At 58.1% G+C, this 22,838-nt stretch carries 19 protein-coding genes and 5 pseudogenes; 22 read left to right on the forward strand and 2 right to left on the reverse strand.

All coding sequences use genetic code 11. From position 1 onward, the window contains the following. Nucleotides 1–108: 108 nt before the first annotated feature. Nucleotides 109–3,345, reverse strand: a complete 3,237-nt coding sequence (gene rne / locus AC6I8M_RS05315; protein WP_041387272.1) for a ribonuclease E — start codon at nt 3,343–3,345, stop codon at nt 109–111. A gap of 575 nt (nt 3,346–3,920) precedes the next feature. On the opposite strand from rne, the gene rluC reads away from it, so the two are divergent. Then, nucleotides 3,921–4,880, forward strand: a complete 960-nt coding sequence (gene rluC / locus AC6I8M_RS05320) for a 23S rRNA pseudouridine(955/2504/2580) synthase RluC (RefSeq protein WP_010617258.1) — start codon at nt 3,921–3,923, stop codon at nt 4,878–4,880. 10 nt (nt 4,881–4,890) lie between these two features. Here the strand turns inward: rluC and AC6I8M_RS05325 are convergent, their stop codons facing one another. Beyond that, nucleotides 4,891–5,472, reverse strand: coding sequence for a Maf family protein (locus AC6I8M_RS05325; RefSeq protein ID WP_010617257.1), 582 nt, complete (start codon nt 5,470–5,472; stop codon nt 4,891–4,893). A 142-nt stretch (nt 5,473–5,614) separates the two neighbouring features. Between AC6I8M_RS05325 and yceD the strand changes: the two genes are divergently transcribed. The 21 genes and pseudogenes from yceD to AC6I8M_RS05430 all read left to right on the forward strand — a co-directional run. Beyond that, entirely contained in the window at nt 5,615–6,136 is a 522-nt protein-coding gene (gene yceD / locus AC6I8M_RS05330) for a 23S rRNA accumulation protein YceD (protein ID WP_058948767.1), read from the forward strand. A gap of 14 nt (nt 6,137–6,150) precedes the next feature. Then, nucleotides 6,151–6,321: a 50S ribosomal protein L32 gene (gene rpmF, locus AC6I8M_RS05335; RefSeq protein WP_010617255.1), complete on the forward strand. Its 171-nt coding sequence runs from the start codon at nt 6,151–6,153 to the stop codon at nt 6,319–6,321. 27 nt (nt 6,322–6,348) lie between these two features. After that, nucleotides 6,349–7,389 (forward strand): phosphate acyltransferase PlsX, encoded by a 1,041-nt coding sequence (gene plsX, locus AC6I8M_RS05340; protein ID WP_010617254.1) that lies wholly within the window; start codon nt 6,349–6,351, stop codon nt 7,387–7,389. Beyond that, nucleotides 7,390–8,343, forward strand: a complete 954-nt coding sequence (locus AC6I8M_RS05345) for a beta-ketoacyl-ACP synthase III (protein WP_010617253.1) — start codon at nt 7,390–7,392, stop codon at nt 8,341–8,343. It begins immediately after the preceding gene. Nucleotides 8,344–8,359: 16 nt separating this feature from the next. Beyond that, nucleotides 8,360–9,298, forward strand: a pseudogene (fabD, locus tag AC6I8M_RS05350) (ACP S-malonyltransferase); the annotation flags it as partial. A 3-nt stretch (nt 9,299–9,301) separates the two neighbouring features. Next, nucleotides 9,302–10,036 (forward strand): 3-oxoacyl-ACP reductase FabG, encoded by a 735-nt coding sequence (gene fabG / locus AC6I8M_RS05355; protein WP_010617252.1) that lies wholly within the window; start codon nt 9,302–9,304, stop codon nt 10,034–10,036. A gap of 143 nt (nt 10,037–10,179) precedes the next feature. After that, nucleotides 10,180–10,416 (forward strand): acyl carrier protein, encoded by a 237-nt coding sequence (gene acpP, locus AC6I8M_RS05360; protein WP_010617251.1) that lies wholly within the window; start codon nt 10,180–10,182, stop codon nt 10,414–10,416. Between the two features lie 85 nt (nt 10,417–10,501). Then, nucleotides 10,502–11,743 carry a beta-ketoacyl-ACP synthase II gene (fabF, locus tag AC6I8M_RS05365; RefSeq protein WP_010617250.1) on the forward strand — a complete coding sequence of 414 codons (1,242 nt, stop codon included), beginning with the start codon at nt 10,502–10,504 and terminating at the stop codon, nt 11,741–11,743. 123 nt (nt 11,744–11,866) lie between these two features. After that, entirely contained in the window at nt 11,867–12,679 is an 813-nt protein-coding gene (gene pabC / locus AC6I8M_RS05370) for an aminodeoxychorismate lyase (RefSeq protein WP_010617249.1), read from the forward strand. Next, a complete protein-coding gene (gene mltG / locus AC6I8M_RS05375) occupies nt 12,676–13,695 on the forward strand; it encodes an endolytic transglycosylase MltG (protein ID WP_022548778.1) in 1,020 nt (339 codons plus the stop codon). Before pabC ends, mltG begins: the two co-directional genes overlap by 4 nt. Continuing rightward, a complete protein-coding gene (gene tmk, locus AC6I8M_RS05380) occupies nt 13,685–14,320 on the forward strand; it encodes a dTMP kinase (RefSeq protein ID WP_010617247.1) in 636 nt (211 codons plus the stop codon). Before mltG ends, tmk begins: the two co-directional genes overlap by 11 nt. Beyond that, nucleotides 14,317–15,306: a DNA polymerase III subunit delta' gene (gene holB, locus AC6I8M_RS05385; RefSeq protein ID WP_498013694.1), complete on the forward strand. Its 990-nt coding sequence runs from the start codon at nt 14,317–14,319 to the stop codon at nt 15,304–15,306. Before tmk ends, holB begins: the two co-directional genes overlap by 4 nt. Before the next feature lie 17 nt (nt 15,307–15,323). Further along, nucleotides 15,324–16,115, forward strand: a complete 792-nt coding sequence (locus AC6I8M_RS05390; protein ID WP_010617245.1) for a metal-dependent hydrolase — start codon at nt 15,324–15,326, stop codon at nt 16,113–16,115. A 286-nt stretch (nt 16,116–16,401) separates the two neighbouring features. Beyond that, nucleotides 16,402–17,834: pseudogene (gene ptsG / locus AC6I8M_RS05395) on the forward strand (PTS glucose transporter subunit IIBC). A gap of 334 nt (nt 17,835–18,168) precedes the next feature. Further along, entirely contained in the window at nt 18,169–18,519 is a 351-nt protein-coding gene (gene hinT, locus AC6I8M_RS05400; protein WP_010617241.1) for a purine nucleoside phosphoramidase, read from the forward strand. Between the two features lie 18 nt (nt 18,520–18,537). Continuing rightward, entirely contained in the window at nt 18,538–18,903 is a 366-nt protein-coding gene (locus tag AC6I8M_RS05405; RefSeq protein WP_010617240.1) for a YcfL family putative periplasmic lipoprotein, read from the forward strand. A 10-nt stretch (nt 18,904–18,913) separates the two neighbouring features. Beyond that, nucleotides 18,914–19,510, forward strand: coding sequence for a penicillin-binding protein activator LpoB (gene lpoB / locus AC6I8M_RS05410; protein WP_010617239.1), 597 nt, complete (start codon nt 18,914–18,916; stop codon nt 19,508–19,510). Beyond that, nucleotides 19,497–20,312: pseudogene (gene thiK / locus AC6I8M_RS05415) on the forward strand (thiamine kinase). The gene lpoB and the pseudogene thiK overlap by 14 nt, the downstream one beginning before the upstream one ends. Nucleotides 20,313–20,327: 15 nt before the next feature. Then, a complete protein-coding gene (nagZ, locus tag AC6I8M_RS05420; RefSeq protein ID WP_022548776.1) occupies nt 20,328–21,371 on the forward strand; it encodes a beta-N-acetylhexosaminidase in 1,044 nt (347 codons plus the stop codon). 39 nt (nt 21,372–21,410) lie between these two features. Continuing rightward, a pseudogene (gene ycfP / locus AC6I8M_RS05425) lies at nt 21,411–21,953 on the forward strand (alpha/beta hydrolase YcfP). Between the two features lie 233 nt (nt 21,954–22,186). Further along, nucleotides 22,187–22,669: pseudogene (locus AC6I8M_RS05430) on the forward strand (FAD-dependent oxidoreductase); the annotation flags it as partial. Nucleotides 22,670–22,838 lie beyond the last annotated feature (169 nt).

Here is a 22,838-nt window from a genome sequence, read left to right on the forward strand (position 1 = left end):
TTTTTTGCTTTTAATCAGTGTCTTCAGTCAGGTGGGGAGGGGAGAATGCGGGCAATAAAAAACCCCGGACCAGCCGGGGCTTGGATACTGTAGTGCTACAGCAGAGGCTTACGTGCTTTCCGGACGGGTAGCCGGTGCGGTGGCCTGATGCGTGGCGCTATGACCACCGGCTGAACCGCGTCCTTTGAAGTTGAAGGCCGGACGGACCCAGTCACTGTGACGCACGGGCTCAGGTTCCCATGCCGGTGCCGGTGCTTTGGTCATCGGTGCCGTAGCGTGATGCTTAAAGCGGGTCTCCACATGGCTGACCTCGGTATCACGGGCGGCAACCGGTGCGTGCGGTTCGGTCACCGGCGCGACAGGTGCTTCGGCCGCTACCGGCGCGGACAGTACCTCTTCCACCTGCGCTTCGACCGCGGGTGAAACCTCGATCGGAGCCTGTTCCGCTGCGCTAACCGCTTCGGTAACGACTGGCTGCGTCTCTTCGGCAGGCGTAACAGCCGGTTGTGCTTCTGCTGCGGTTTCCTGTGCAACTGCTTCATCGGCTGCGGAAATCACTGCTGGCTCGTGATCAACCGGTGCCGCCACTGGCGTCAGGTCATCAGTATTAACCACCGGCACCTCAGTGTGCGCCTGCGGTTCAGCCTGATGCACAACTTCTGGCTTTGGCGTTTCTGGCTGTGCCACGGCAGCGGCTGCGGCTTCGACAGCCACAGGCAGTTCTTCCGCAGGGGCGGCATCCTGATAGCCATAGTCTGGCATTTCGTTCAGCGCCTGGTTAGAGGTGAACTGCTCGTGAGTCTGCGCAACCGGATAGGTGATCCACACTTTGCCTGACGCCATCTCTGGCGAGGCAGCTGCTGTTTCCAGCGGCATCGCAGACTGCGTAGGGTAACGCTCGTCACGATAGCGACGACGACGCTGACCGCTGACGCGCAGATGACGCGGTGAGCGACGTGAACGGCGCGGCATGTTGGCCCCGTCACGGTTCTCGCTGTCATCCTGTTCATCCTGAGCGGTTTCGGCTTGCTCTTTCAGCTGGGCGCGCTGGCTGTTTTCCTGCACCGCTTCAGTAACGGCAGCGGCAGGCAGCTCAGCAGGAATCGCGTCAGCTTTTTCACCTACGCGCACGCGCTGACTGAGCTGACGCTGTTTGCGACGCGGCATAACCTGAACGCGCTCGTCTTCCTGCGCAACGCTATCATCAACGCTATCAACAACAGGCACCTGCTCAGCAACTTGCGGCTCCTGCTGCGCACGCTTCTCTTCCTGACGACGACGCTGGCGCTCAGAACGCTGTTGCTGCTGCTCATCACGCTGCTGCAGTTGCTCTTCAGTCAGCGCCGGACGCTCGCCGCGCGCGTCATTCTGACGCTTGTTACGGCGGTTATCCTGATCGCGTGGCTCGCGGGCTTCACGTGGCTCACGGCCTTCACGGCTCTGCGCATGCTCACCGTTACGCGGCGTGCGCTCGCGGCGATTGTTGTTGTTGCGACGATTGTTACGACACTCACCACGCTGCTGCGTATTCTCACCGTCAGCCGTTTTCGCTTCGGTCTTCTCTTCAGCAGGGGCTGCGGCGGGGGCATCACCGGCAAACAGTTTTTTCAGGCCACCCAGCAGGCGCGCAACAAAACCGGTGCTGACCGTCGCGGGTGCTGCGACCGCCGGTTTGGCTTTAACGTCAACCGCTGCCGGCTGGCTCTCTTCGCTCACTTCAACCGGAGCCGGTGGTGCATCCGGCATCACGAAGGCGGCCAGTGCAGGCTGCTCGGGACGACGACGCTCAGCGTGCTCTTCTTCCGAAGGCAGCGCCATCTCAGCTTCATGCAGTTTCGGCAGGTGATAGGAGAGGGTTTGCGTCTCTTCACCTTTGCGTACGCGCAGCACCGAGTAGTGCGGCGTTTCCATCTGATCGTTTGGCACGATGATGGCACGCACGCCGCCCTGACGTTTCTCAATCGCACTGACCGCTTCACGTTTTTCGTTCAGCAGGTAAGAGGCCACCTGAACCGGCACAATGGCGTGCACTTCTTTGGTGTTGTCTTTCAGCGCTTCTTCTTCAATCAGACGTAGGATCGACAGCGACAGCGATTCGTTATCACGGATGGTGCCAGTACCGCTACAGCGCGGGCAGACGTGATGGCTGGACTCACCCAGTGACGGGCTGAGGCGCTGACGCGACATCTCCAGCAGACCAAAGCGTGAAATGTGGCTGATCTGGATACGCGCCCGATCCTGACGTACCGCTTCACGCAGACGGTTTTCCACGGCGCGCTGATGGCGCACTGGCGTCATATCGATGAAGTCGATAACAATCAGACCACCGAGGTCGCGCAGTCGCAGCTGACGGGCAATCTCGTCGGCGGCTTCCAGGTTGGTGTTGAAGGCGGTCTCTTCGATATCACCACCGCGTGTAGCGCGGGCGGAGTTGATATCGATGGCGGTCAGCGCTTCGGTGCTGTCGATAACGATAGAACCGCCGGACGGCAGACGCACTTCGCGCTGGAACGCCGATTCAATCTGCGATTCGATCTGATAATGGCTGAACAGTGGAATTTCACCGGTGTACAGTTTTATTTTGCTGCTGAAGTCCGGACGACCGAGCGCGGCGATGTGCTGACGCGCCAGCTCCAGCACTTTCGGGTTATCGATAAGGATTTCACCGATATCCTGACGCAGGTAGTCGCGGAAGGCGCGCACAATCACGTTACTTTCCTGATGAATCAGGAGCGGTGACGGGCGGCTGTCTGCGGCTTTTTTAATGGCTTCCCAGTGCTTCAGGCGGAAGCTGAGGTCCCACTGCAGCGATTCGGCAGATTTGCCGACGCCAGCGGTACGCACGATCAGGCCCATGCCGTCCGGCAGCTCCAGCGCTGACAGCGCCTCTTTCAGCTCGGTACGGTCGTCACCTTCGATACGGCGGGAAATGCCCCCGGCGCGCGGGTTGTTGGGCATCAGCACCAGATAGCTACCGGCCAGCGAAATAAAGGTGGTCAGTGCTGCCCCTTTATTACCGCGCTCCTCTTTATCGATTTGTACGATCACTTCCTGGCCTTCACGCAGCACATCTTTGATGTTCGGACGGCCATGCGCGTTGTAATTAGCAGGAAAGTATTCGCGGGAAATTTCTTTCAGAGGGAGGAAACCGTGACGCTCGGCACCGTAATCAACAAACGCAGCCTCGAGGCTGGGTTCAATACGGGTGATTTTACCTTTGTAGATGTTGGCTTTTTTCTGCTCGTGTCCGGGGCTTTCGATATCCAGATCGTACAGACGTTGTCCGTCAACAAGGGCAACGCGCAACTCCTCCTGCTGAGTTGCGTTGATTAACATTCTTTTCATCGTGACTTACTCGTTATTCTCACATGAGTGATAAAGCTGCGGGCATCGTTACCCTGGACGAGAATCAACCGATGGCCCCGTGTCTGCATGCACTGACGTCAACCTCACGGTTGTCGGCGGCTAAAGGAGCGACAAATCTTGTCGGTGGCCTGTTTTTCATAAGGAAAACCAGCGCCTGAAGGTGGAAGTGCTACAGAGTATTCAAAAATCCACACATCCCAGTCTGTCGTCCAGGCCGCAACCCGCAGCCCGCTAAGTGCCTGATTAAACATCACGTCTTACGCCATTGCTGCGTGTCCGTTTCATCCGGCAAAATACCTTAATTTCGCTCTTTTTCCTGCCTGACTCTTTCCAGGACAGAAACCTCTGCATTATTCCATTTCTTAGCAACTTATAGCAAGGCGACTTTTTACCGAGCTGTGAAGTTTGTTCATCCTTAACCTGTTCATTTGCAGGGGTAATCATCGCATCGTTGAAAAAGCCAGCATTCTGGCCGCTTAACGCGGCGATAAAGTCAGAGTTAAGCACAGAAAAAGGGGTGGCGCTATCCGGGGACACTATTTAGAATCGCCGCCATGAAAACAGAGAATCCCGGCGTACAGTTTGTCGCCATCACGGCTGAAAATGCCGATCAACGCATTGATAACTTTTTGCGCACCCAGCTGAAAGGGGTGCCGAAAAGCATGATTTACCGCATCCTGCGTAAAGGCGAGGTGCGGGTTAATAAGAAGCGCGTAAAACCTGAATATAAGCTGGAAGACGGCGACGAAGTGCGCGTGCCGCCGGTGCGCGTGGCCGAGCGTGAAGAGCAGGCGGTGTCGCCCAAACTGGATAAAGTGGCGGCGCTGGAGTCGTGCATTCTGTATGAAGACGATTATCTGCTGGTGCTGAACAAACCGTCCGGCACCGCGGTGCACGGCGGCAGCGGGCTGAGCTTCGGCGTGATTGAAGGGCTGCGCGCGCTGCGCCCGGAGGCGCGTTTCCTTGAACTGGTGCACCGTCTCGATCGTGACACGTCCGGCATTTTGCTGGTGGCGAAGAAGCGCTCGGCGCTGCGTTCGCTGCACGAGCAGCTGCGTGAGAAGGGCATGCTGAAGGATTATCTGGCGCTGGTGCGCGGCGACTGGCCATCGCACCTGAAAGTGGTGCAGGCACCGCTGCTGAAAAACATTTTGCAAAGCGGCGAGCGCGTGGTGCGGGTCAGCGCCGAGGGCAAGCCGTCGGAAACGCGCTTTAAAGTTGAAGAACGTTTTGGCCTGGCGACATTAGTTAAAGCCAGTCCGGTGACCGGACGTACGCATCAGATTCGCGTGCATACCCTGCATGGCGGGCATCCGATTGCCTTTGACGATCGCTATGGCGATCGCGAATTCGATCGCCAGCTGGCACCAACCGGTCTGTCGCGGCTGTTCCTGCATGCTGCCGCGCTGACGTTTACCCATCCAAACACCGGCGAAAGCCTGCGTATGGAAGCGCCGCTGGATAAGGCACTGAAGCACTGCCTGTCCCAGCTGCGCCAGCAGAAAAAAGCCTGACAGGGTGGCATCAGTCCAGCGGATTGATGCCCGCCTGCCTTAACAGGCCATTCAGCGCGATCAGCGGTAAGCCAATCAGGCTATTGGGATCGCGCCCCTCCAGCCGTTCGAACAGACAAATCCCCAGTCCCTCACTTTTGAAACTGCCGGCGCACTGCAGCGGCTGCTCCAGCTCGACGTAGCGCGCAATCTCTGCCGCGCTCAGTTGCCGAAAATGCACGGTAAAGGGTTCACACAGCACATGCTGCTGCGCGCTGGCGGGGTGAATCAGCGCCAGGCCGGTATAAAAGGTAATGGCTTTGCCGCTCGCCAGCGCCAGCTGCTGGCAGGCGTTCTCTGCGGTATGCGGCTTGCCGGCGATGCGGCCGTCCAGTACACAGACCTGATCGGACCCAATGATCCAGTGCGCAGGATAGCGCGCGGCCAGCGCTTGCGCTTTGGCAATGGCCAGACGCTGCACCAGCTGCGGCGCGGCTTCTCCCGGTAGCGGCGTTTCATCGCTCTCAGGGGCGGCAGTGATAAACGGCAGGCCGAGCTTGCGCAGCAGCGCCTGACGGAACGGAGAGGTTGAGGCTAAAACCAGCGGTGTCATCATTTTTTGCAGAAGTGATAGCGTAAAGATGACAGGCATTTTAAACTATGCGCCGCACTGGATGCGACTAACGGGTGAAAGATGCTGTAAACCGGCCTTTTTCTTTGACTCTATGACGTCACAAAGTTAATATGCGCGCCCTATGCAAAAGGTAAAATTACCCCTGACGCTCGATCCGGTCCGCGCCGCGCAAAAACGCCTGGATTATCACGGTGTTTACGCACCTGAATTGGTGGCGCGCCTGGCCGAAACGGTCGTGAGTGTGGACAGTGATGTGGAATGTACCATGTCGTTTGCGGTTGACAACCAGCGCCTTGCGGTTCTGCAAGGAACGGCCGATGTGCAGGTAACGTTGTTATGTCAACGCTGTAACCAACCGTTCACGCATGCTGTGCACGTAAGCTATTGCTTCAGTCCTGTCTCTTCTGATGAGCAGGCCGAGGCACTGCCGGAAGCCTACGAGCTGGTTGATTTCAACGATTTCGGTGAAATCGACCTGCTGGCGGTGATCGAGGATGAACTCATCCTCGCGCTGCCGGTCGTTCCGGTGCATGATTCTGAACACTGTGAAGTGTCCGACGCGGACATGGTCTTTGGCCAGCTGCCTGAAGAGGGGGGAAAACCAAACCCATTTGCCGTATTAGCCAGTTTAAAGAGTAAGTAATAGGAGTAAGGTCCATGGCCGTACAACAGAATAAACCAACCCGTTCTAAGCGTGATATGCGTCGTTCGCACGATGCGCTGACCACTACCACTCTGTCAGTAGATAAAGTTTCTGGTGAAACTCATCTGCGTCACCATATCACTGCGGATGGTTACTACCGCGGTCGCAAGGTTATCACCAAGTAATTCTTTGCGGTTACGCAAGGCGATACCTTGACACGTTTGACCCTAGCAGTTGATGCCATGGGCGGGGACTTCGGTCCCTGCGTGACAGTGCCTGCAGCCTTGCAGGCACTAGCCTCTCATTCGCAGCTGGTTCTTCTTCTGGTCGGCGATCCCGACATCATCTCGTCATTTCTTGCCAAAGCGTATTCCTCGTTACTGGGGCGTGTGCAGGTAATCCCTGCCGAATCGGTTATTGCAAGTGATGCCAAACCCTCGCAGGCGATTCGTAACAGCCGCGGCAGTTCCATGCGCGTGGCGTTAGAGCTGGTGAAAGAGGGGAAAGCGCAGGCGTGCGTCAGTGCCGGCAATACCGGTGCGCTGATGGTCCTGGCAAAATTATTACTGAAGCCGCTGGATGGCATTGAGCGTCCGGCGTTGATGACCGTGCTGCAGCATCAGCAGCACGGCAAGACGGTGGTGCTGGATCTGGGCGCTAACGTCGATTCTGACAGTGAAATGCTGGTGCAGTTTGCGGTGATGGGTGCGGTGATGGCGGAAGAAGTGCTGGAAATCAGCCAGCCGCGCGTCGCGCTGCTCAACATCGGTCAGGAAGAGACGAAGGGGCTGGAGACGATCCGCGCCGCATCGGCGGTGCTGCGGGCCTCGCCGCAGATCAACTATATTGGTTACCTTGAGGGGAACGATCTCCTCACCGGCAAGACGGATGTGCTGGTCTGTGATGGCTTTGTGGGTAATGTCACGTTGAAGACCATGGAAGGCGTGGTAAGAATGTTTCTTTCTCTGCTCAAATCGTCAGGTGAAGGAAAAAAACGGGCCTGGTGGCTGAAATGGCTGGGACGCTGGATCCAAAAGCGTCTGGCTAAACGTTTCGGTCATCTCAACCCCGACCAGTACAATGGCGCTTGTCTGTTAGGATTGCGCGGGACAGTGATCAAGAGCCACGGCGCGGCGAATCAACGCGCGTTTGCCGTGGCGATAGAACAGGCAGAGCAGGCGGTGCGCAAGCAAGTTCCCGAGAGAATTGCCGCGCGCCTTGACGCTGTATTAGCCAGGAGTGACAAAGCGTAGATGTTTACCAAAATTATCGGTACGGGCAGCTATTTGCCTGAGCAGGTTCGCAGCAACGCGGACCTGGAAAAAATGGTGGAGACTTCGGACGAGTGGATTGTCACCCGGACCGGTATTCGTGAACGTCGCATTGCGGCACCGGATGAAACGGTAGCCAGCATGGGCTTCACCGCTGCCCAGCGTGCGCTGGAGATGGCGGGCGTGGCAGCCAGCGACGTTGGCCTGATCATTGTGGCAACCACCTCTTCCAGCCACGCCTTCCCGAGCTCAGCGTGCATGATTCAGCAGATGCTGAAAATCAACGACTGTGCCGCCTTCGATCTCGCGGCCGCCTGTGCCGGCTTTACCTATGCACTGAGCGTGGCCGATCAATACATCAAAAACGGTGCGGTGAAGCACGCGCTGGTGATCGGCGCGGATGTGCTGGCTCGCACTCTCGATCCTGACGATCGCGGCACCATCATTCTGTTTGGTGATGGCGCGGGTGCCGTGGTGCTCGGCGCAAGCGAAGAAGCGGGCATTCTCTCCACTCATCTGCATGCCGATGGCCGCTACGGTAAGCTGCTGACGCTGCCGTATCAGGATCGCGCGCATCAGGATGAGCCGGCTTACCTCACCATGGCCGGAAACGAAGTGTTTAAAGTCGCGGTCACTGAGCTGGCGCATATCGTCGATGAAACGCTGCAGGCGAATAATCTCGATCGTGAACAGCTTGACTGGCTGGTGCCGCATCAGGCTAACCTGCGCATCATCAGCGCCACCGCCAAAAAGCTCGGCATGGGCATGGATAAAGTGGTAGTGACGCTGGATCGTCACGGCAACACCTCGGCGGCGTCGGTGCCAAGCGCGCTGGACGAAGCGGTACGTGATGGCCGCATCAAGCCCGGACACCTGATTTTGCTCGAGGCCTTTGGTGGCGGTTTCACCTGGGGCTCGGCGCTGGTTCGCTTTTGATTGACAGGAACGCAAGATGACGCAAATTGCTTTTGTTTTCCCGGGACAGGGATCGCAGACCGTCGGCATGCTGGCCGATCTGGTTGTGGAGAATCCACAGGTTGAAGCCACTTTCCGTGAAGCTTCTGACGCGCTGGGTTACGACTTATGGCAGCTGGTCCAGCAGGGCCCGGCTGAAGAGCTGAACAAAACCTGGCAGACCCAGCCGGCTCTGCTGGCAGCCTCGGTCGCGATTTATCGCGTCTGGCAGAGTAAAAATGGCGCACAGCCCGCGCTGATGGCCGGACACAGCCTCGGTGAATACTCTGCGCTGGTGTGTGCGGGCGTGCTGAATTTTGCTGACGCCATCAAGCTGGTTGAACTGCGCGGCAAACTGATGCAGGAAGCGGTGCCGGAAGGCACGGGCGCGATGCAGGCGATTATCGGTCTCGACGACGCGGCAATTCGCAAAGCCTGTGAAGAGAGCGCACAGGGTCAGGTGGTTTCGCCGGTCAACTTCAACTCGCCGGGTCAGGTGATTATCGCCGGCAATAAAGAAGCGGTTGAACGTGCCGGTGCCGCCTGTAAAGCGGCCGGTGCCAAACGCGCGCTGCCGCTGCCGGTCAGCGTGCCGTCACACTGCGCGCTGATAAAACCTGCGGCGGATAAGCTGGCGGTGGCGCTGGAAAGCGTGACTTTCAATGCGCCGTCGGTGCCGGTCGTCAATAACGTTGACGTTAAGTGCGAAAGCGATGCCGCGGCGATTCGCAGCGCGCTGGTGCGTCAGCTGTACAGCCCGGTGCGCTGGACTGAGGCGGTTGAGTTTATCGCTGCGCAGGGTGTGACTGAACTGCTGGAAATCGGTCCGGGTAAAGTGCTGACCGGCCTGACCAAGCGAATTGTGGACAGCCTGACGGCTGCAGCGGTGAACGATCCATCGTCACTGGCTGCGGGCTTGGCTAGGAATAAGAGGAAAATCATGAGCTTTGAAGGTAAATTAGCGCTGGTGACCGGCGCCAGCCGCGGTATCGGACGTGCCATCGCGGAAACGCTGGTGGCACGCGGTGCAAAAGTGATGGGTACTGCCACCAGCGAAAGCGGCGCGGAAGCCATCAGTGCTTACCTTGGCGACAAGGGCAAAGGTCTGCTGCTGAACGTGACTGATGCGGCCTCTATTGAGAGCGTGCTCGAGAAAGTTCGCGCCGAATTTGGCGAAGTTGACATTTTGGTCAATAATGCAGGCATTACGCGTGACAATCTGCTGATGCGCATGAAAGACGATGAGTGGGCGGATATCCTGGATACCAACCTGACATCGGTGTTCCGCCTGTCGAAGGCGGTCATGCGTGCCATGATGAAAAAGCGCGTGGGCCGTATCATTACCATCGGTTCGGTAGTTGGAACCATGGGTAACGCGGGTCAGGCAAACTATGCGGCAGCAAAAGCAGGTTTGATTGGCTTTAGCAAATCACTGGCGCGAGAAGTTGCGTCACGTGGCATTACCGTAAACGTCGTGGCTCCGGGCTTTATTGAGACGGACATGACGCGTGCATTGAACGAAGATCAGCGCTCGGGCATTCTGGCAGAAGTGCCGGCAGGTCGTTTAGGCGACCCGCAGGAGATTGCCAATGCTGTTGCATTCTTAGCCTCTGACGAAGCCGCCTACATCACGGGTGAGACGCTGCACGTCAATGGCGGCATATACATGGTCTGATAATCACGAAATCATTTGCATTATCTGCGGTAAACACCGCAAAATCGTGGTTCGACCAGCCGGGATTTTGTTGCATCTTTTTCAACATTTTATACACTACGAAAACCATCGCGAAAGCGAGTTTTGATAGGAAATTAAATAGTATGAGCGATATCGAACAACGCGTTAAGAAAATCGTAGCTGAGCAGCTGGGCGTTAAAGAAGACGAAGTGGTTAACGGCGCTTCTTTCGTTGAAGACCTGGGTGCAGATTCTCTTGACACCGTTGAGCTGGTAATGGCTCTGGAAGAAGAGTTTGATACTGAAATTCCAGACGAAGAAGCTGAGAAAATCACTACCGTTCAGGCAGCGATCGACTATATCAATAACCATAAAGGTTAATGAATATCTTCAGGCGGTCATTCGACCGCCTGAGTTTTATGTTTGCCCCACATAGCGTCATTATTTCCCTCCCTGGAGGACAAACGTGTCTAAGCGTCGTGTAGTTGTGACCGGTCTTGGCATGTTGTCTCCTGTCGGCAATACCGTAGAGTCTACCTGGCGTGCTCTCCTTGCCGGTCAGAGCGGCATTAACCTGATCGACCATTTTGATACCAGTGCCTACGCAACGCGTTTTGCGGGTCTGGTCAAAGATTTTAATTGCGATGAATACATCTCGCGTAAAGATCAACGCAAGATGGATGATTTCATCCAGTACGGCATTGTGGCCGGTATTCAGGCTATGGCGGACTCCGGTCTGGTCGTAACTAATGAGAATGCCGGACGTATCGGTGCGGCTATCGGTTCCGGCATCGGCGGTCTGGGATTGATCGAAGATAACCATACCTCGCTGGTCAATGGCGGTCCGCGCAAAATCAGTCCATTCTTCGTGCCTTCAACCATCGTTAACATGGTCGCTGGCCACCTGACCATCATGTACGGCCTGAAAGGTCCGAGCATCTCGATTGCGACCGCCTGTACCTCCGGCGTGCACAATATTGGTCATGCGGCGCGCATCATCGCGTATAACGACGCGGATGTGATGCTGGCTGGTGGTGCTGAGAAAGCCAGTACGCCACTGGGCGTGGGCGGTTTCGGCGCGGCGCGTGCGCTCTCTACCCGTAACGACAATCCGCAGGCGGCGAGCCGTCCGTGGGATAAAGATCGTGACGGTTTCGTGTTGGGCGACGGTGCCGGCATCGTGGTGCTGGAAGAGTACGAACACGCGAAAAAACACGGTGCGAAGATTTATGCGGAAATCGTTGGTTTCGGCATGAGCAGCGACGCTTGCCACATGACATCACCACCGGAAGACGGTTCAGGTGCAGCCGCAGCGATGGTCAACGCGCTGCGTGACGCGCAGCTGGATCCGGCGCAGATTGGCTATGTTAATGCGCACGGCACCTCAACGCCGGCCGGTGACAAAGCAGAAGCGCAGGCGGTGAAGTCGGTGTTTGGTGCGTCAGCGCACAGCGTGATGGTCAGCTCGACCAAGTCGATGACCGGTCACCTGCTGGGTGCGGCGGGCGCGGTAGAAGCGATTAATTCGATTCTGGCGCTGCGCGACCAGGCGGTTCCGCCAACCATCAACCTCGACAATCCTGACGAAGGTTGCGATCTGGACTTTGTGCCGCATACGGCGCGCCAGGTTAGCGGACTGGAGTACACGCTGTGTAACTCCTTTGGATTTGGCGGCACCAACGGCTCGCTGATCTTCCGCAAGGTATAAGCGCTATCCAGCCGAACAGAGGCCCGCAATGCGGGCCTTTTTTATATTTTGTCACGCAGTGGCGTGGAATGTTACGCGCCACAGTGCTATTCAACGCTGACGCTAGCGGCAGAGGAAAAGCGCATGTGGATTAACGGAGTGGCACAGGATACGCTTTCTGCCCGCGACCGCGCGGTGCAGTTTGGTGACGGCTGTTTCACCACGGCGGCAGTCAAAGAGGGCCGTATCCAGCTGCTGGAGGCGCATCTGCAGCGTCTGCAGGACGGCTGCCAGCGTTTGCTGATGGCCGCGCCGGACCGCGCCTTACTGGCGGAGGAGATGCGCCGCGCTGCGGCGGGCCAGCGCGAAGCAGTGCTCAAAGTGATCCTGACGCCCGGCGCGGGCGGACGCGGCTACAGTCGCGCCGGCTGCACGCAACCCACGCGCATAATCGCGCTCGCACCCTGGCCACAGCACTACGCCACGCTGCAGCAGCAGGGCGCGCGGCTGGTGACCAGCCCGGTGCGGCTGGCGCAGAACCCGCTGCTGGCCGGCATCAAACATCTTAACCGGCTGGAGCAGGTGCTGATTCGCCAGCAGCTGGACGCGTGCGACGCTGACGAAGCGCTGGTGCTTGACACCGCCGGGACGGTAGTGGAATGCTGTGCGGCCAATTTATTCTGGCGCAGCGGTGAGGCCATTTTCACGCCGCGCCTCGCGCAGGCCGGCGTTGATGGCATCATGCGTCGTTATCTGCTGGCGCAGCTGGCACAGGCAGGTCACGACTGCCAGCAGGTTGAGGCCAGCCGATCGGTGGTGTTAAGCGCCGATGAAGTGGTGATCTGTAACGCGCTGATGCCAGTATTACCCGTGCGGCAAATTGACGACGTCACCTTTTCCGCACGCACGCTGTACCAGCAACTGCTCGCCAGTTGCCAGACGATGGAAGCATCATGACCCGAATGAAAAAAATACTTGCTGGCGCCGTAGTCATCGCTGGCCTGGCTGTCGCATTTAGCTACTGGCAGATTGAACGCTTTGCCGCGACGCCATTAACCATTAACCAGGAAACTCTGTACACCCTGCCGGCCGGCAGCGGTCGCGTGGTGCTGGAAGCGCAGCTGGAGAGCCAACACATCATTCCGCAAAGCATCTGGTTTGGCCCGTTGCTGAAGCTGGAGCCCGATCTGGCTAATTTCAAAGCCGGGACGTATCGCCTTGAAACCGGCATGACGGTGCGCCAGCTGCTACAGCTGCTGGCCAGCGGCAAAGAGGCGCAATTTCCTCTGCGCTTTGTCGAGGGTTCCCGGCTGAAAGAGTGGCTGGCTGAGCTGCGTAAAGCGCCATACCTTAAACACACGCTGCCGGATGATGAATTTACCAGCGTTGCGGCCGCGCTCAAGCTTGATGTCAGCCAGCTGGAAGGCTGTTTCTATCCGGATACCTATCTGTATACTGCCAATACCAGCGATGTGGCACTGTTGGAGCGGGCGCACGCGCGCATGAACAAGCTGGTGGATGAGATCTGGCAGGGGCGGATGGCCAGTCTGCCGTATAAAACGCCGCAGCAGATGGTCACCATGGCGTCGATTATCGAAAAAGAGACCGGCGTCAGCGAAGAGCGCGCGCGCGTTGCCTCGGTATTCATCAATCGACTGCGCACCGGTATGAAACTGCAAACCGATCCCACGGTGATCTACGGCATGGGCGACAGCTATACCGGTACGCTGACGCGCAAGGATCTTGAGACCCCGACCACGTACAATACCTATACCATCAGCGGCCTGCCGCCGGGACCGATTGCCATGCCGGGGCGCGCCTCGCTGGAGGCGGCGGCCCATCCGGAGAAGACCAATTACCTTTATTTCGTCGCGGATGGCAAAAGCGGTCACACCTTTACCACCAATCTGGCCAGTCATAATAAAGCCGTGCAGGTTTACCGGCTGGCGATGAAGGAAAAAAATGAAAAGTAAGTTTATCGTCATCGAAGGGCTGGAAGGCGCTGGCAAAACCACCGCGCGTGAGGCGGTGGTTGCGGTCCTGCATGAGCAGGGCATTGAAGACGTGGTTTTTACCCGTGAGCCGGGCGGCACGCCTTTGGCCGAACAGCTGCGCGTGCTAGTGAAACAGGGCATTGATGGCGAAAAGGTGAGTGATAAAGCCGAGCTGCTGATGCTGTATGCGGCGCGGGTGCAGCTGGTAGAAAACGTCATCAAACCGGCGCTGGCACGCGGTGCCTGGGTGGTGGGCGATCGTCACGATCTTTCGTCGCAGGCGTATCAGGGCTGTGGCCGTGGGCTCGACACCCAGCTGATGGCCACGCTGCGCGATGCGGTGCTGGGCGATTTTCGTCCCGACCTGACGCTCTATCTCGACGTCACGCCGGAGATTGGCCTGCAGCGTGCCCGGGCGCGCGGCGAACTGGATCGCATTGAGCAGGAGTCGCTGAACTTTTTTACCCGCACGCGCGAACGCTATCAGGCGCTGGCCGCTGCCGATCCGACCATCAAAACTATCGATGCGACACAGCCGATTGAAGATGTGACCGTGTCACTTAAAGCCGTGCTGCGTCAGTGGCTGGCAGGTCAGGCGGCATGAACTGGTATCCGTGGCTGAACCAGCCGTACCGACAGATCATTGCCCGCCATCAGAGTGGACAGGCACATCATGCGCTGCTGATTCAGGCCATCGACGGCATGGGCGACGATGCGCTGGTGTGGGGCATCAGCCGCTGGCTGATGTGTCAGCAGCCGCAGGGACTGAAAAGCTGCGGTCAGTGTCACGGCTGCCAGCTGATGCAGGCACACACCCATCCGGACTGGTATCGGCTGGAAGCGGAAAAGGGTAAAGCCTCACTCGGCATTGACGCGGTTCGCGACGTCAGTGAGAAGCTGTACCATTTTGCCCAGCAGGGTGGCGCGAAAATTGTCTGGCTGCCGGATGCGACGCAACTGACCGAAGCCGCTGCCAACGCGTTACTGAAAACGCTGGAAGAGCCGCCCGCCAACTGCTGGTTTTTCCTCAGCGTGCGCGAGCCGTCGCGACTGCTGGCCACGCTGCGCAGCCGCTGTATGAAATGGCATTTGTCGCCGCCGGAAGAGACGCACAGCCAGCAATGGCTGCAGAAACAGCAGCAGCAGCCGGAAGCGATACTGCGCGCGGCGCTGCGTCTGAGCAACGGTGCACCCGCTGCGGCGCTGGCCCTATTACAGCCGGACCGCTGGCAGGCACGGCAAACGCTGTGCGACAGCCTGAACAACGCACTGAGCGGCGATATTCTGCAGCTGTTGCCGGCGCTCAACAGCGACGATGTGGCGGTTCGCCTCGGCTGGCTGCTTTCGCTGCTGGTGGATGCGATGAAGGTGCAGCAGGGCGCCAGCAACTGGCTGAGTAATGGCGATCGCCCGGACGTGGTGACGCAGCTGGCGCAGCAGTTCAGCAGCAGCGCGCTTAACGCAAGCGTGCAGCAGTGGCTGCAGTGTCGCGAGCAGCTGCTGCACGTGGCGGCGCTTAATCGTGAACTGATTCTGACCGACCGTCTGCTTGCCTGGGGACGTTTGCTGTCTCCCGCGACGGTCGGCTAAGTGTAAAAGAGAAATCTATGTTTATTGTTGATTCGCACTGCCATCTTGATGGCCTTGATTATGAAACCCAGCACCGCGATCTGGATGACGTGATTGCCAAAGCGGCGTCGCGGGATGTGAAATTCATGCTAGCGATTGCCACCACGCTGCCGGATTACTACAAAATCAAACAGCTGGTCGGCGATCGTGACAACATCGCGCTGGCCTGCGGCGTGCATCCGCTCAATCAGGAAACGCCGTATGATGTGGAAGAGTTTCGCCGTCTGGCGGCAGAAGAGCAGGTGATTGCGCTGGGCGAAACCGGGCTGGATTATTTTTACCAGCAGGAGACCAAAGCCCAGCAGCAGACCTCGTTCCGTGAGCACATTCGGACCGGCATTGCGCTGAACAAGCCCATTATTGCCCACACCCGCGATGCGCGCGAAGACACGTTGGCCATTCTGCGTGAAGAGCAGGTAGAGCGGTGCGGCGGCGTGCTGCACTGTTTCACGGAAGACAAAGAGACGGCGGCGCAGCTGCTGGATCTTGGGTTCTACATCTCCTTCTCCGGCATTGTGACCTTCCGCAACGCTGAACAGATTCGCGAAGCAGCGCGCTATGTACCGCTGGATCGCATTCTGGTTGAAACCGATTCACCCTATCTGGCCCCGGTACCTCATCGCGGCAAACAAAACCAGCCTGCTTTCACCCGCGACGTGGCTGAGTACATGGCCGTGGTGAAGGGCGTCGATCTTGCTACCCTGGCGGCCGCCACCACGGAAAACTTCTCCCGCCTGTTTAAGGTGCCGATGAGCCGACTCGGCGGCTAACGCGCTTTATTTCAAACTCTGTAATTAATCTGAAATCACTCATCTGCGCTGCGTGTTTCGCGGCGCAGGCAGTGATTTATTGCTGTTTATAGCAGCAAGTCAGTAAGAAATGACCGAAATTTCAGCGCTGTGTTTGGTGAAACGTGATAGCCGTCAAAGTAACGTGTCGTCATTTATTTTACCTTTCGTAATAAATCAAAAGACGCTCAGCGTCACCCCGGCTAAGGCTCCTCCCCCTTTGCCATGCGCACTGCGCTAAAAAATGCACTCATACTCAGGAGCTTCTATGTTCAAGAACGCATTTGCGAACCTGCAAAAGGTAGGTAAATCGCTGATGTTGCCGGTATCGGTTCTGCCGATTGCCGGTATTTTGTTAGGTGTTGGTTCTGCTAACTTCAGCTGGCTGCCGTAAGTGGTTTCCCACGTGATGGCCGAAGCGGGTGGTTCGGTGTTTGCTAACATGCCGCTGATCTTTGCGATCGGTGTAGCACTGGGCTTTACCAATAACGACGGCGTGTCGGCGCTGGCCGCCGTGGTCGCCTACGGCATTATGGTGAAAACCCTGTCTGTGGTCGCACCGCTGGTGCTGCATCTGCCGGCGGCCGAGATCGAAGCCAAACACCTCGCCGATACCGGGGTGTTGGGCGGCATTATTGCCGGTTCGATTGCGGCCTACATGTTCAACCGCTTCTACCGCATCAAGCTGCCGGAATACCTCGGCTTCTTTGCCGGTAAGCGCTTTGTGCCGATTATTTCCGGTCTGACCGCGATTTTCACCGGTGTGGTGCTGTCCTTCATCTGGCCACCAATTGGTACCGCGATTCAGGGCTTCTCCCAGTGGGCGGCCTATCAGAACCCGGTGGTGGCGTTCGGTATTTACGGTGTGGTTGAGCGTGCGCTGGTGCCGTTTGGTCTGAATCACATCTGGAACGTTCCTTTCCAGATGCAGATCGGTGAATTCACCAACGCGGCTGGTCAGGTCTTCCACGGTGACATTCCGCGCTACATGGCGGGCGATCCCACTGCCGGTAAACTCTCTGGCGGCTTCCTGTTCAAGATGTACGGTCTGCCGGCTGCGGCTATCGCCATCTGGCATTCCGCTAAACCGGAGAACCGCGCCAAAGTGGGCGGCATCATGATCTCCGCCGCGCTGACCTCGTTCCTGACCGGTATCACCGAGCCTATCGAGTTCTTGTTCATGTTCGTGGCGCCGATCCTGTTCGTGATCCACGCCATCCTGCGGGCCTAGCGTTCCCAATCTGTATTCTGCTGGGCATGCGTGATGGCACCAGCTTCTCACACGGTCTGATCGACTTCATCGTGCTGAGCGGCAACAGCAGCAAAATCTGGCTGTTCCCGATTGTCGGTATCATCTACGGTCTGGTGTACTACACTGTGTTCCGCGTGCTGATCGCTAAACTGAATCTGAAAACGCCGGGTCGTGAAGATACGGCGATTGAGCAGAGCAGCGCGACCGGCAGTGAAATGGCGGGCAAGCTGGTCACGGCGTTCGGTGGCAAAGAGAACATCACTAACCTTGATGCCTGTATTACCCGTCTGCGCGTCAGCGTGGCGGACGTAGCGAAGGTGGATCAGGCTGAACTGAAAAACCTCGGCGCGCGTGGTGTTGTGGTGGCCGGTTCCGGTGTGCAGGCGATTTTCGGCACCAAGTCCGATAACCTGAAAACCGAGATGGATGACTATATCCGCGGTATGTAATCAGGCAGCCATCGTGCACGAAGCGCGCACGATGGTGACAAGCAGTAAGAGGCGGCAGAGGAGTAAAGTGTCCTGCGACAGGGATGTCGCGGGCCAAGCCCCAGGGATGGTTTATGGCGTCTTTACGATCTGACGCCTCTTACTGCGCAAGCACAGCCCCTCATCCGAGGGGTTTTTTATTTTACCGCCGCCAGACACCACCCGCCGCGACGCGCCAGCGTGAAAAAGTGATGCAAAGGCAGCCATTTAATGAAGAAAAGTGGTCCTGAGGTTGAAAGAAACGGAATTCCTCACGCATACTGCCTGACTGAACTCAGGCTTAAGGAACTGCACCATGGCTGAAGAAACCATTTTCAGTAAAATCATTCGTCGCGAAATTCCCGCAGACGTGGTTTATCAGGACGAACTGGTCACCGCCTTCCGCGATATCGCGCCCAAAGCGCCTACCCACATATTGATTGTCCCTAACGTACTGATTCCGACCGCCAACGATGTGCAGGCAGCGCATGAGCAGGCGCTGGGCCGCATGGTCACCGCCGCAGCAAAAATTGCCCGCGATGAAGGCATCGCCGAGGATGGCTATCGCCTGATTATCAACTGCAACCGTCACGGTGGTCAGGAGGTTTACCACATTCATATGCACCTGGTCGGCGGACAGTCGCTGGGCCCGATGCTGGCCATCTAACCTCAGGCGGACCTTGTGATGCGTCAATGGCTGAGCGGCTTGCTGTTGCTGACCCTGGTGGGCTGCAGCAGCGATAAGCCGATGATCAACACCTCCCAGTCGCTGGTGATGGAGTCTGCCGTACTGTCGGCGGGCATCATCACCGATGAGCCCGCGCTGACCAGCAGCGACGGCCAGCAGCGCGCCGCCAGCGTGCTGCAAAATCTGCGTGAAACGCCGGTCACCGTGCACTATCGTTTCTACTGGTACGATGACAAAGGGCTGGAGATTGAGCCGCAGGAGCCGGCGCAGCCTCAAACCGTACCGGCGCACGGCAGCGTAGAAGTGGCCTCGCAAATGGGTAACCCGACCGCCAGTAAGGTGCGTCTCTATCTTTATCTTTGAGGAGTAACCTGTGATTCGCAGTGTACAACGTTCCGGCGCGCTACTGTTTGCACTGATGCTCACCGGTTGTGTGGTGAAACAACAAACCCCGGCGCCGGTTGAACCGACGCAGCCGACCACGCCAACCCAGCCAGAGCAACCGCCCGCCCAGCCGGTGCCGCCGCCGCAAACTGTGCCGCAGCCGCCGAAGCTGAAAACCATCAACTGGAACGCCAGCGTCCAGCCGTTAGTCGCCAATATGGTGCAGTCGGCGGGCGTCAATCCGGGCAGCGTGCTGCTGGTGGATCGCATCAAAAACAGCACCAACGGCTCGCTGCAAACGGAAAAAGCCACGGCAGCGATTGAGAACGTGCTGGCGAATAACGGCAAGTTCAGCCTGGTCTCAACCGATCAGCTCAATCAGGCTAAGCAAACGCTCGGCCTATCGCCGGAGGATAGCCTCAACTCGCGCAGCAAAGCGATTGGCCTGGCGCGCATCGTCAACGCGCAGTATGTGCTGTACAGCAACGCGCAGGGCGATGTGAAAGCCCCTACGCTGCAGATGCAGCTGATGCTGGTACAGACCGGCGAAATCATCTGGTCGGGCAACGGCGTTGCACAACCCTGATCCCCAGCTGCAGCATCTGGTTCAGCAACAATGGCCGACGGCGCAAGCTGCCGGTCATTTTTTCGCGCTGCCAGGACTGAGCGGTAACAGCGTGCAGGTACGCAGCGAGCAGGGCGATCTGCTGGCGCGCCGGACGCCGTCGCAGCCCATCCCGTTTGTCGATCGTCAGCGCGAATACCGCATCCTGCGTCAGCTGCGTGCTACGGCGCTGGCGCCGCAGCCACTGGCGTGGCAGGCGCCGTGGCTGCTGCAGCGCTGGCTGCCGGGCGAGGTGCTGTCGCCGGCTCAGTTCACCGCGCAGCGCGCAGCGGTGCTGACGCTGCTGCTGCGCCTGCATCACCAGCCGCTGACCGGTTATCGCTTACGGCTGGCACCGCTGCTGCAGCGCTACTGGCAGCTGTGTCAGCAGCGACACTGGCGCTGGCAGCGGCGCTTAAACCAATTGTTGCAGCGCGGCGAACCGTCGCCGCTGCGGCTGGCACCACTGCACATGGACGTCCACCCTAGCAATCTGATCGCCACGCCGGATGGCCTGCGTTTAATTGACTGGGAATATGCTGCGGATGACGACGTGGCGCTGGAGCTGGCCGCTGTCGGCGCGGTGGATGGCGCCCAACACGATCACTGGATAACCGACTATGCCGCCTAGGCGCGGCTGTCGGCAACGGCGCTGCGGCGTCAAAGCCGGCGCTGGCAGCCGTGGCTGCAGCTGCTGATGGCCAGCTGGTATCAGCTGCGTGCCGAGCAGAGCCACGACCAAACATTGCAACGGCTGGCGCAGGCCAGCTGGCAGGATCTTTAATTCAGGAACCGAAACATGACGATGACAACGCCCGGACCGCTAATGCTGGACGTCGAAGGCTACGAGCTGGACGCCGAAGAGCGCGAAATTCTGCAACATCCGCTGACAGGCGGACTGATCCTGTTCGCCCGCAACTTCCATGATGTTGCGCAGCTGGCGGAGCTGGTGCGCCAGATTCGCGCGGCGTCGCGCAACCGGCTGCTGGTGGCGGTTGATCAGGAAGGCGGACGCGTGCAGCGCTTCCGCGACGGTTTTACCCAGTTGCCCGCGATGCAATCGTTCGTCGCGCTGCATGACATGGCGCGCGCCGGCGAGCTGGCGCAGCAGGCCGGCTGGCAAATGGCGGCGGAGATGATCGCCATGGACATCGATATCAGCTTTGCGCCGGTGCTGGATATCGGCCACATCAGCGCAGCCATCGGCGATCGCGCTTTCCACGCCGATCCGGCGATTGCGCTGCAGATGGCGCGCCAGTTTATCCACGGCATGCACGAAGCCGGCATGAAAACCACTGGCAAGCACTTCCCGGGCCACGGCGCGGTCAGCGCGGATTCGCACAAAGAGACGCCGCGCGACACGCGCGATGCGGCCACGCTGCGCCAGCACGACATGGCGATCTTCCAGCAGCTGATTGATGAGCAGCTGCTGGATGCGGTGATGCCCGCGCATGTTATCTATACTGAAGTGGACCCGCTGCCGGCCAGTGGTTCGCCCTACTGGCTGCAAACGGTGCTGCGGCAGGAGCTGGGCTTCAACGGGGTGATCTTCTCAGACGATCTGTCGATGGAGGGCGCGGCGGTGATGGGCAGCTATGCGGAACGTGCTCAGCAGTCGCTGAATGCCGGCTGCGATATGATCTTGGTGTGCAATCAGCGCGCCGGCGCGGTGAGCGTGCTGGATAATTTGACGCCGATCCAGGCGACGCGCGTCACGCAGTTATACCATCAGGGACGTTTTGACCGTCAGAGTTTGCAGGCCAGCGAGCGCTGGCGGCAAAATCACCGTCAGCTCAGCGACCTGCAGGACCGCTGGCTGGCGCACAAAGCGTCGGGCAGATAATCGCCGCTGCCCGGATCTCACTCCACGCTGAGGATAATCATGATCATCTATCTGCACTGTTTTGATTCCAGCAGTCCGGGCAACCATGAAAAGGTGCTGCAGCTGCAGTTTATTGACCCGGACGTCAGACTTATTAGCTACAGCACCCGCCATCCGAAACACGACATGCAGTTTCTGCTGAAAGAGTGCGACAAACTGCTCCAGCAGGGCAGCGATGCGCATCCGTTGATTTGTGGCGTCGGCTTGGGCGGCTACTGGGCGGAACGCATCGGCTTCCTTTGCGGCATGCGCTAGGCGATATTTAATCCCAACCTGTTTCCCGATGAAAACATGGAAGGCAAGATCGACCGGCCGGAAGAGTATCTCGATATCGCCACCAAATGCGTCAGCAACTTTCGTGAAAAGAACCGCGACCGCTGCCTGACCATTTTGTCACGTCACGATGAAGCGCTGGATAATCAGCGCAGCGCGGCCGCATTGCACCTGTACTACGAGATCGTGTGGGACGAGGAGGCCAGCCACAAATTCAAAAATATTGCTCCGCATCTGCAACGCATCAAAGCGTTCAAAACCCTTTCCTGAGTGCTGCTGCGCCGTGTGATGCGGCGCACAAAACGTGTAACATTCTGATAATGCAGTGCAAAGATTGATGTACATCAATTTTCTTATGTCCGGATGATTATGCCGTGCTATTCTGCCCTCAGCTCGCGATTAAACGTCGCCAACCCTATGTTTATTAAGGTTTTATATAACCATTAATTAACTTTTGGTTTACAACTTTGAGGGGGTCTTCATTGACTACAAGTATGGAAAAAATCGTCATCGTCGGCGGCGGCGCGACCGGCGTCGAGCTGTCGGCAGAACTGTATAACGCAGTGAAACAGCTGCACAGCTACGGTTACAAAGGTCTCGACAGCAGCGCGCTCAACGTTACGCTGGTGGAAGCCGGCGAGCGTATTCTGCCTGCGCTGCCACCGCGCATCTCCGCAGCGGCGCATCAGATGGCGTCGCGTGCGCTGGAAAACATCCTCGCCCAGCGCAAAGGCAAGCCGCTCAAAGCCTACGTGTATAAAGATCACGGCTCGCTGGTGTCACTGTCCCGCTTCAGTACCGTCGGCAGCCTGATGGGGAACCTGATGCGCGGTTCGATAATGGTGGAAGGGCGCATTGCGCGTTTTGTCTACATCTCCTTGTACCGTATGCACCAGATTGCGCTCCATGGATACTTCAAGACCGGTCTGATGATGCTGGTCGGCAGCCTCAACCGCGTGCTGCGTCCGCGTCTCAAACTGCATTGATGGCTGGCGGGCGGTAACCACCGCCCGCTGCGCGCCCGGCTGCCGTAACCTGGCGCTGATTGCCGTTCAATCAGCGCCAGGTTACGGCGCAATGACACTGCCGCTCAGAACTCTCCTAAAAGCTGGTCCTGCTGGCTTTCCGCTGCGTTTCCTCCATTAATCTGATGTT

The sequence above is a fragment of the Type-A symbiont of Plautia stali genome, from assembly GCF_059731155.1.

Bases quoted from the DNA above. Each gene is read 5' to 3' on its own strand.
- rne (WP_041387272.1), bottom strand. From the start codon at position 3,345: ATGAAAAGAATGTTAATCAACGCAACTCAGCAGGAGGAGTTGCGCGTT.
- rluC (WP_010617258.1), top strand. From the start codon at position 3,921: ATGAAAACAGAGAATCCCGGCGTACAGTTTGTCGCCATCACGGCTGAA.
- AC6I8M_RS05325 (WP_010617257.1), bottom strand. From the start codon at position 5,472: ATGACACCGCTGGTTTTAGCCTCAACCTCTCCGTTCCGTCAGGCGCTG.
- yceD (WP_058948767.1), top strand. From the start codon at position 5,615: ATGCAAAAGGTAAAATTACCCCTGACGCTCGATCCGGTCCGCGCCGCG.
- rpmF (WP_010617255.1), top strand. From the start codon at position 6,151: ATGGCCGTACAACAGAATAAACCAACCCGTTCTAAGCGTGATATGCGT.
- AC6I8M_RS05345 (WP_010617253.1), top strand. From the start codon at position 7,390: ATGTTTACCAAAATTATCGGTACGGGCAGCTATTTGCCTGAGCAGGTT.
- fabG (WP_010617252.1), top strand. From the start codon at position 9,302: ATGAGCTTTGAAGGTAAATTAGCGCTGGTGACCGGCGCCAGCCGCGGT.
- acpP (WP_010617251.1), top strand. From the start codon at position 10,180: ATGAGCGATATCGAACAACGCGTTAAGAAAATCGTAGCTGAGCAGCTG.
- pabC (WP_010617249.1), top strand. From the start codon at position 11,867: ATGTGGATTAACGGAGTGGCACAGGATACGCTTTCTGCCCGCGACCGC.
- mltG (WP_022548778.1), top strand. From the start codon at position 12,676: ATGACCCGAATGAAAAAAATACTTGCTGGCGCCGTAGTCATCGCTGGC.
- tmk (WP_010617247.1), top strand. From the start codon at position 13,685: ATGAAAAGTAAGTTTATCGTCATCGAAGGGCTGGAAGGCGCTGGCAAA.
- holB (WP_498013694.1), top strand. From the start codon at position 14,317: ATGAACTGGTATCCGTGGCTGAACCAGCCGTACCGACAGATCATTGCC.
- AC6I8M_RS05390 (WP_010617245.1), top strand. From the start codon at position 15,324: ATGTTTATTGTTGATTCGCACTGCCATCTTGATGGCCTTGATTATGAA.
- hinT (WP_010617241.1), top strand. From the start codon at position 18,169: ATGGCTGAAGAAACCATTTTCAGTAAAATCATTCGTCGCGAAATTCCC.
- AC6I8M_RS05405 (WP_010617240.1), top strand. From the start codon at position 18,538: ATGCGTCAATGGCTGAGCGGCTTGCTGTTGCTGACCCTGGTGGGCTGC.
- nagZ (WP_022548776.1), top strand. From the start codon at position 20,328: ATGACGATGACAACGCCCGGACCGCTAATGCTGGACGTCGAAGGCTAC.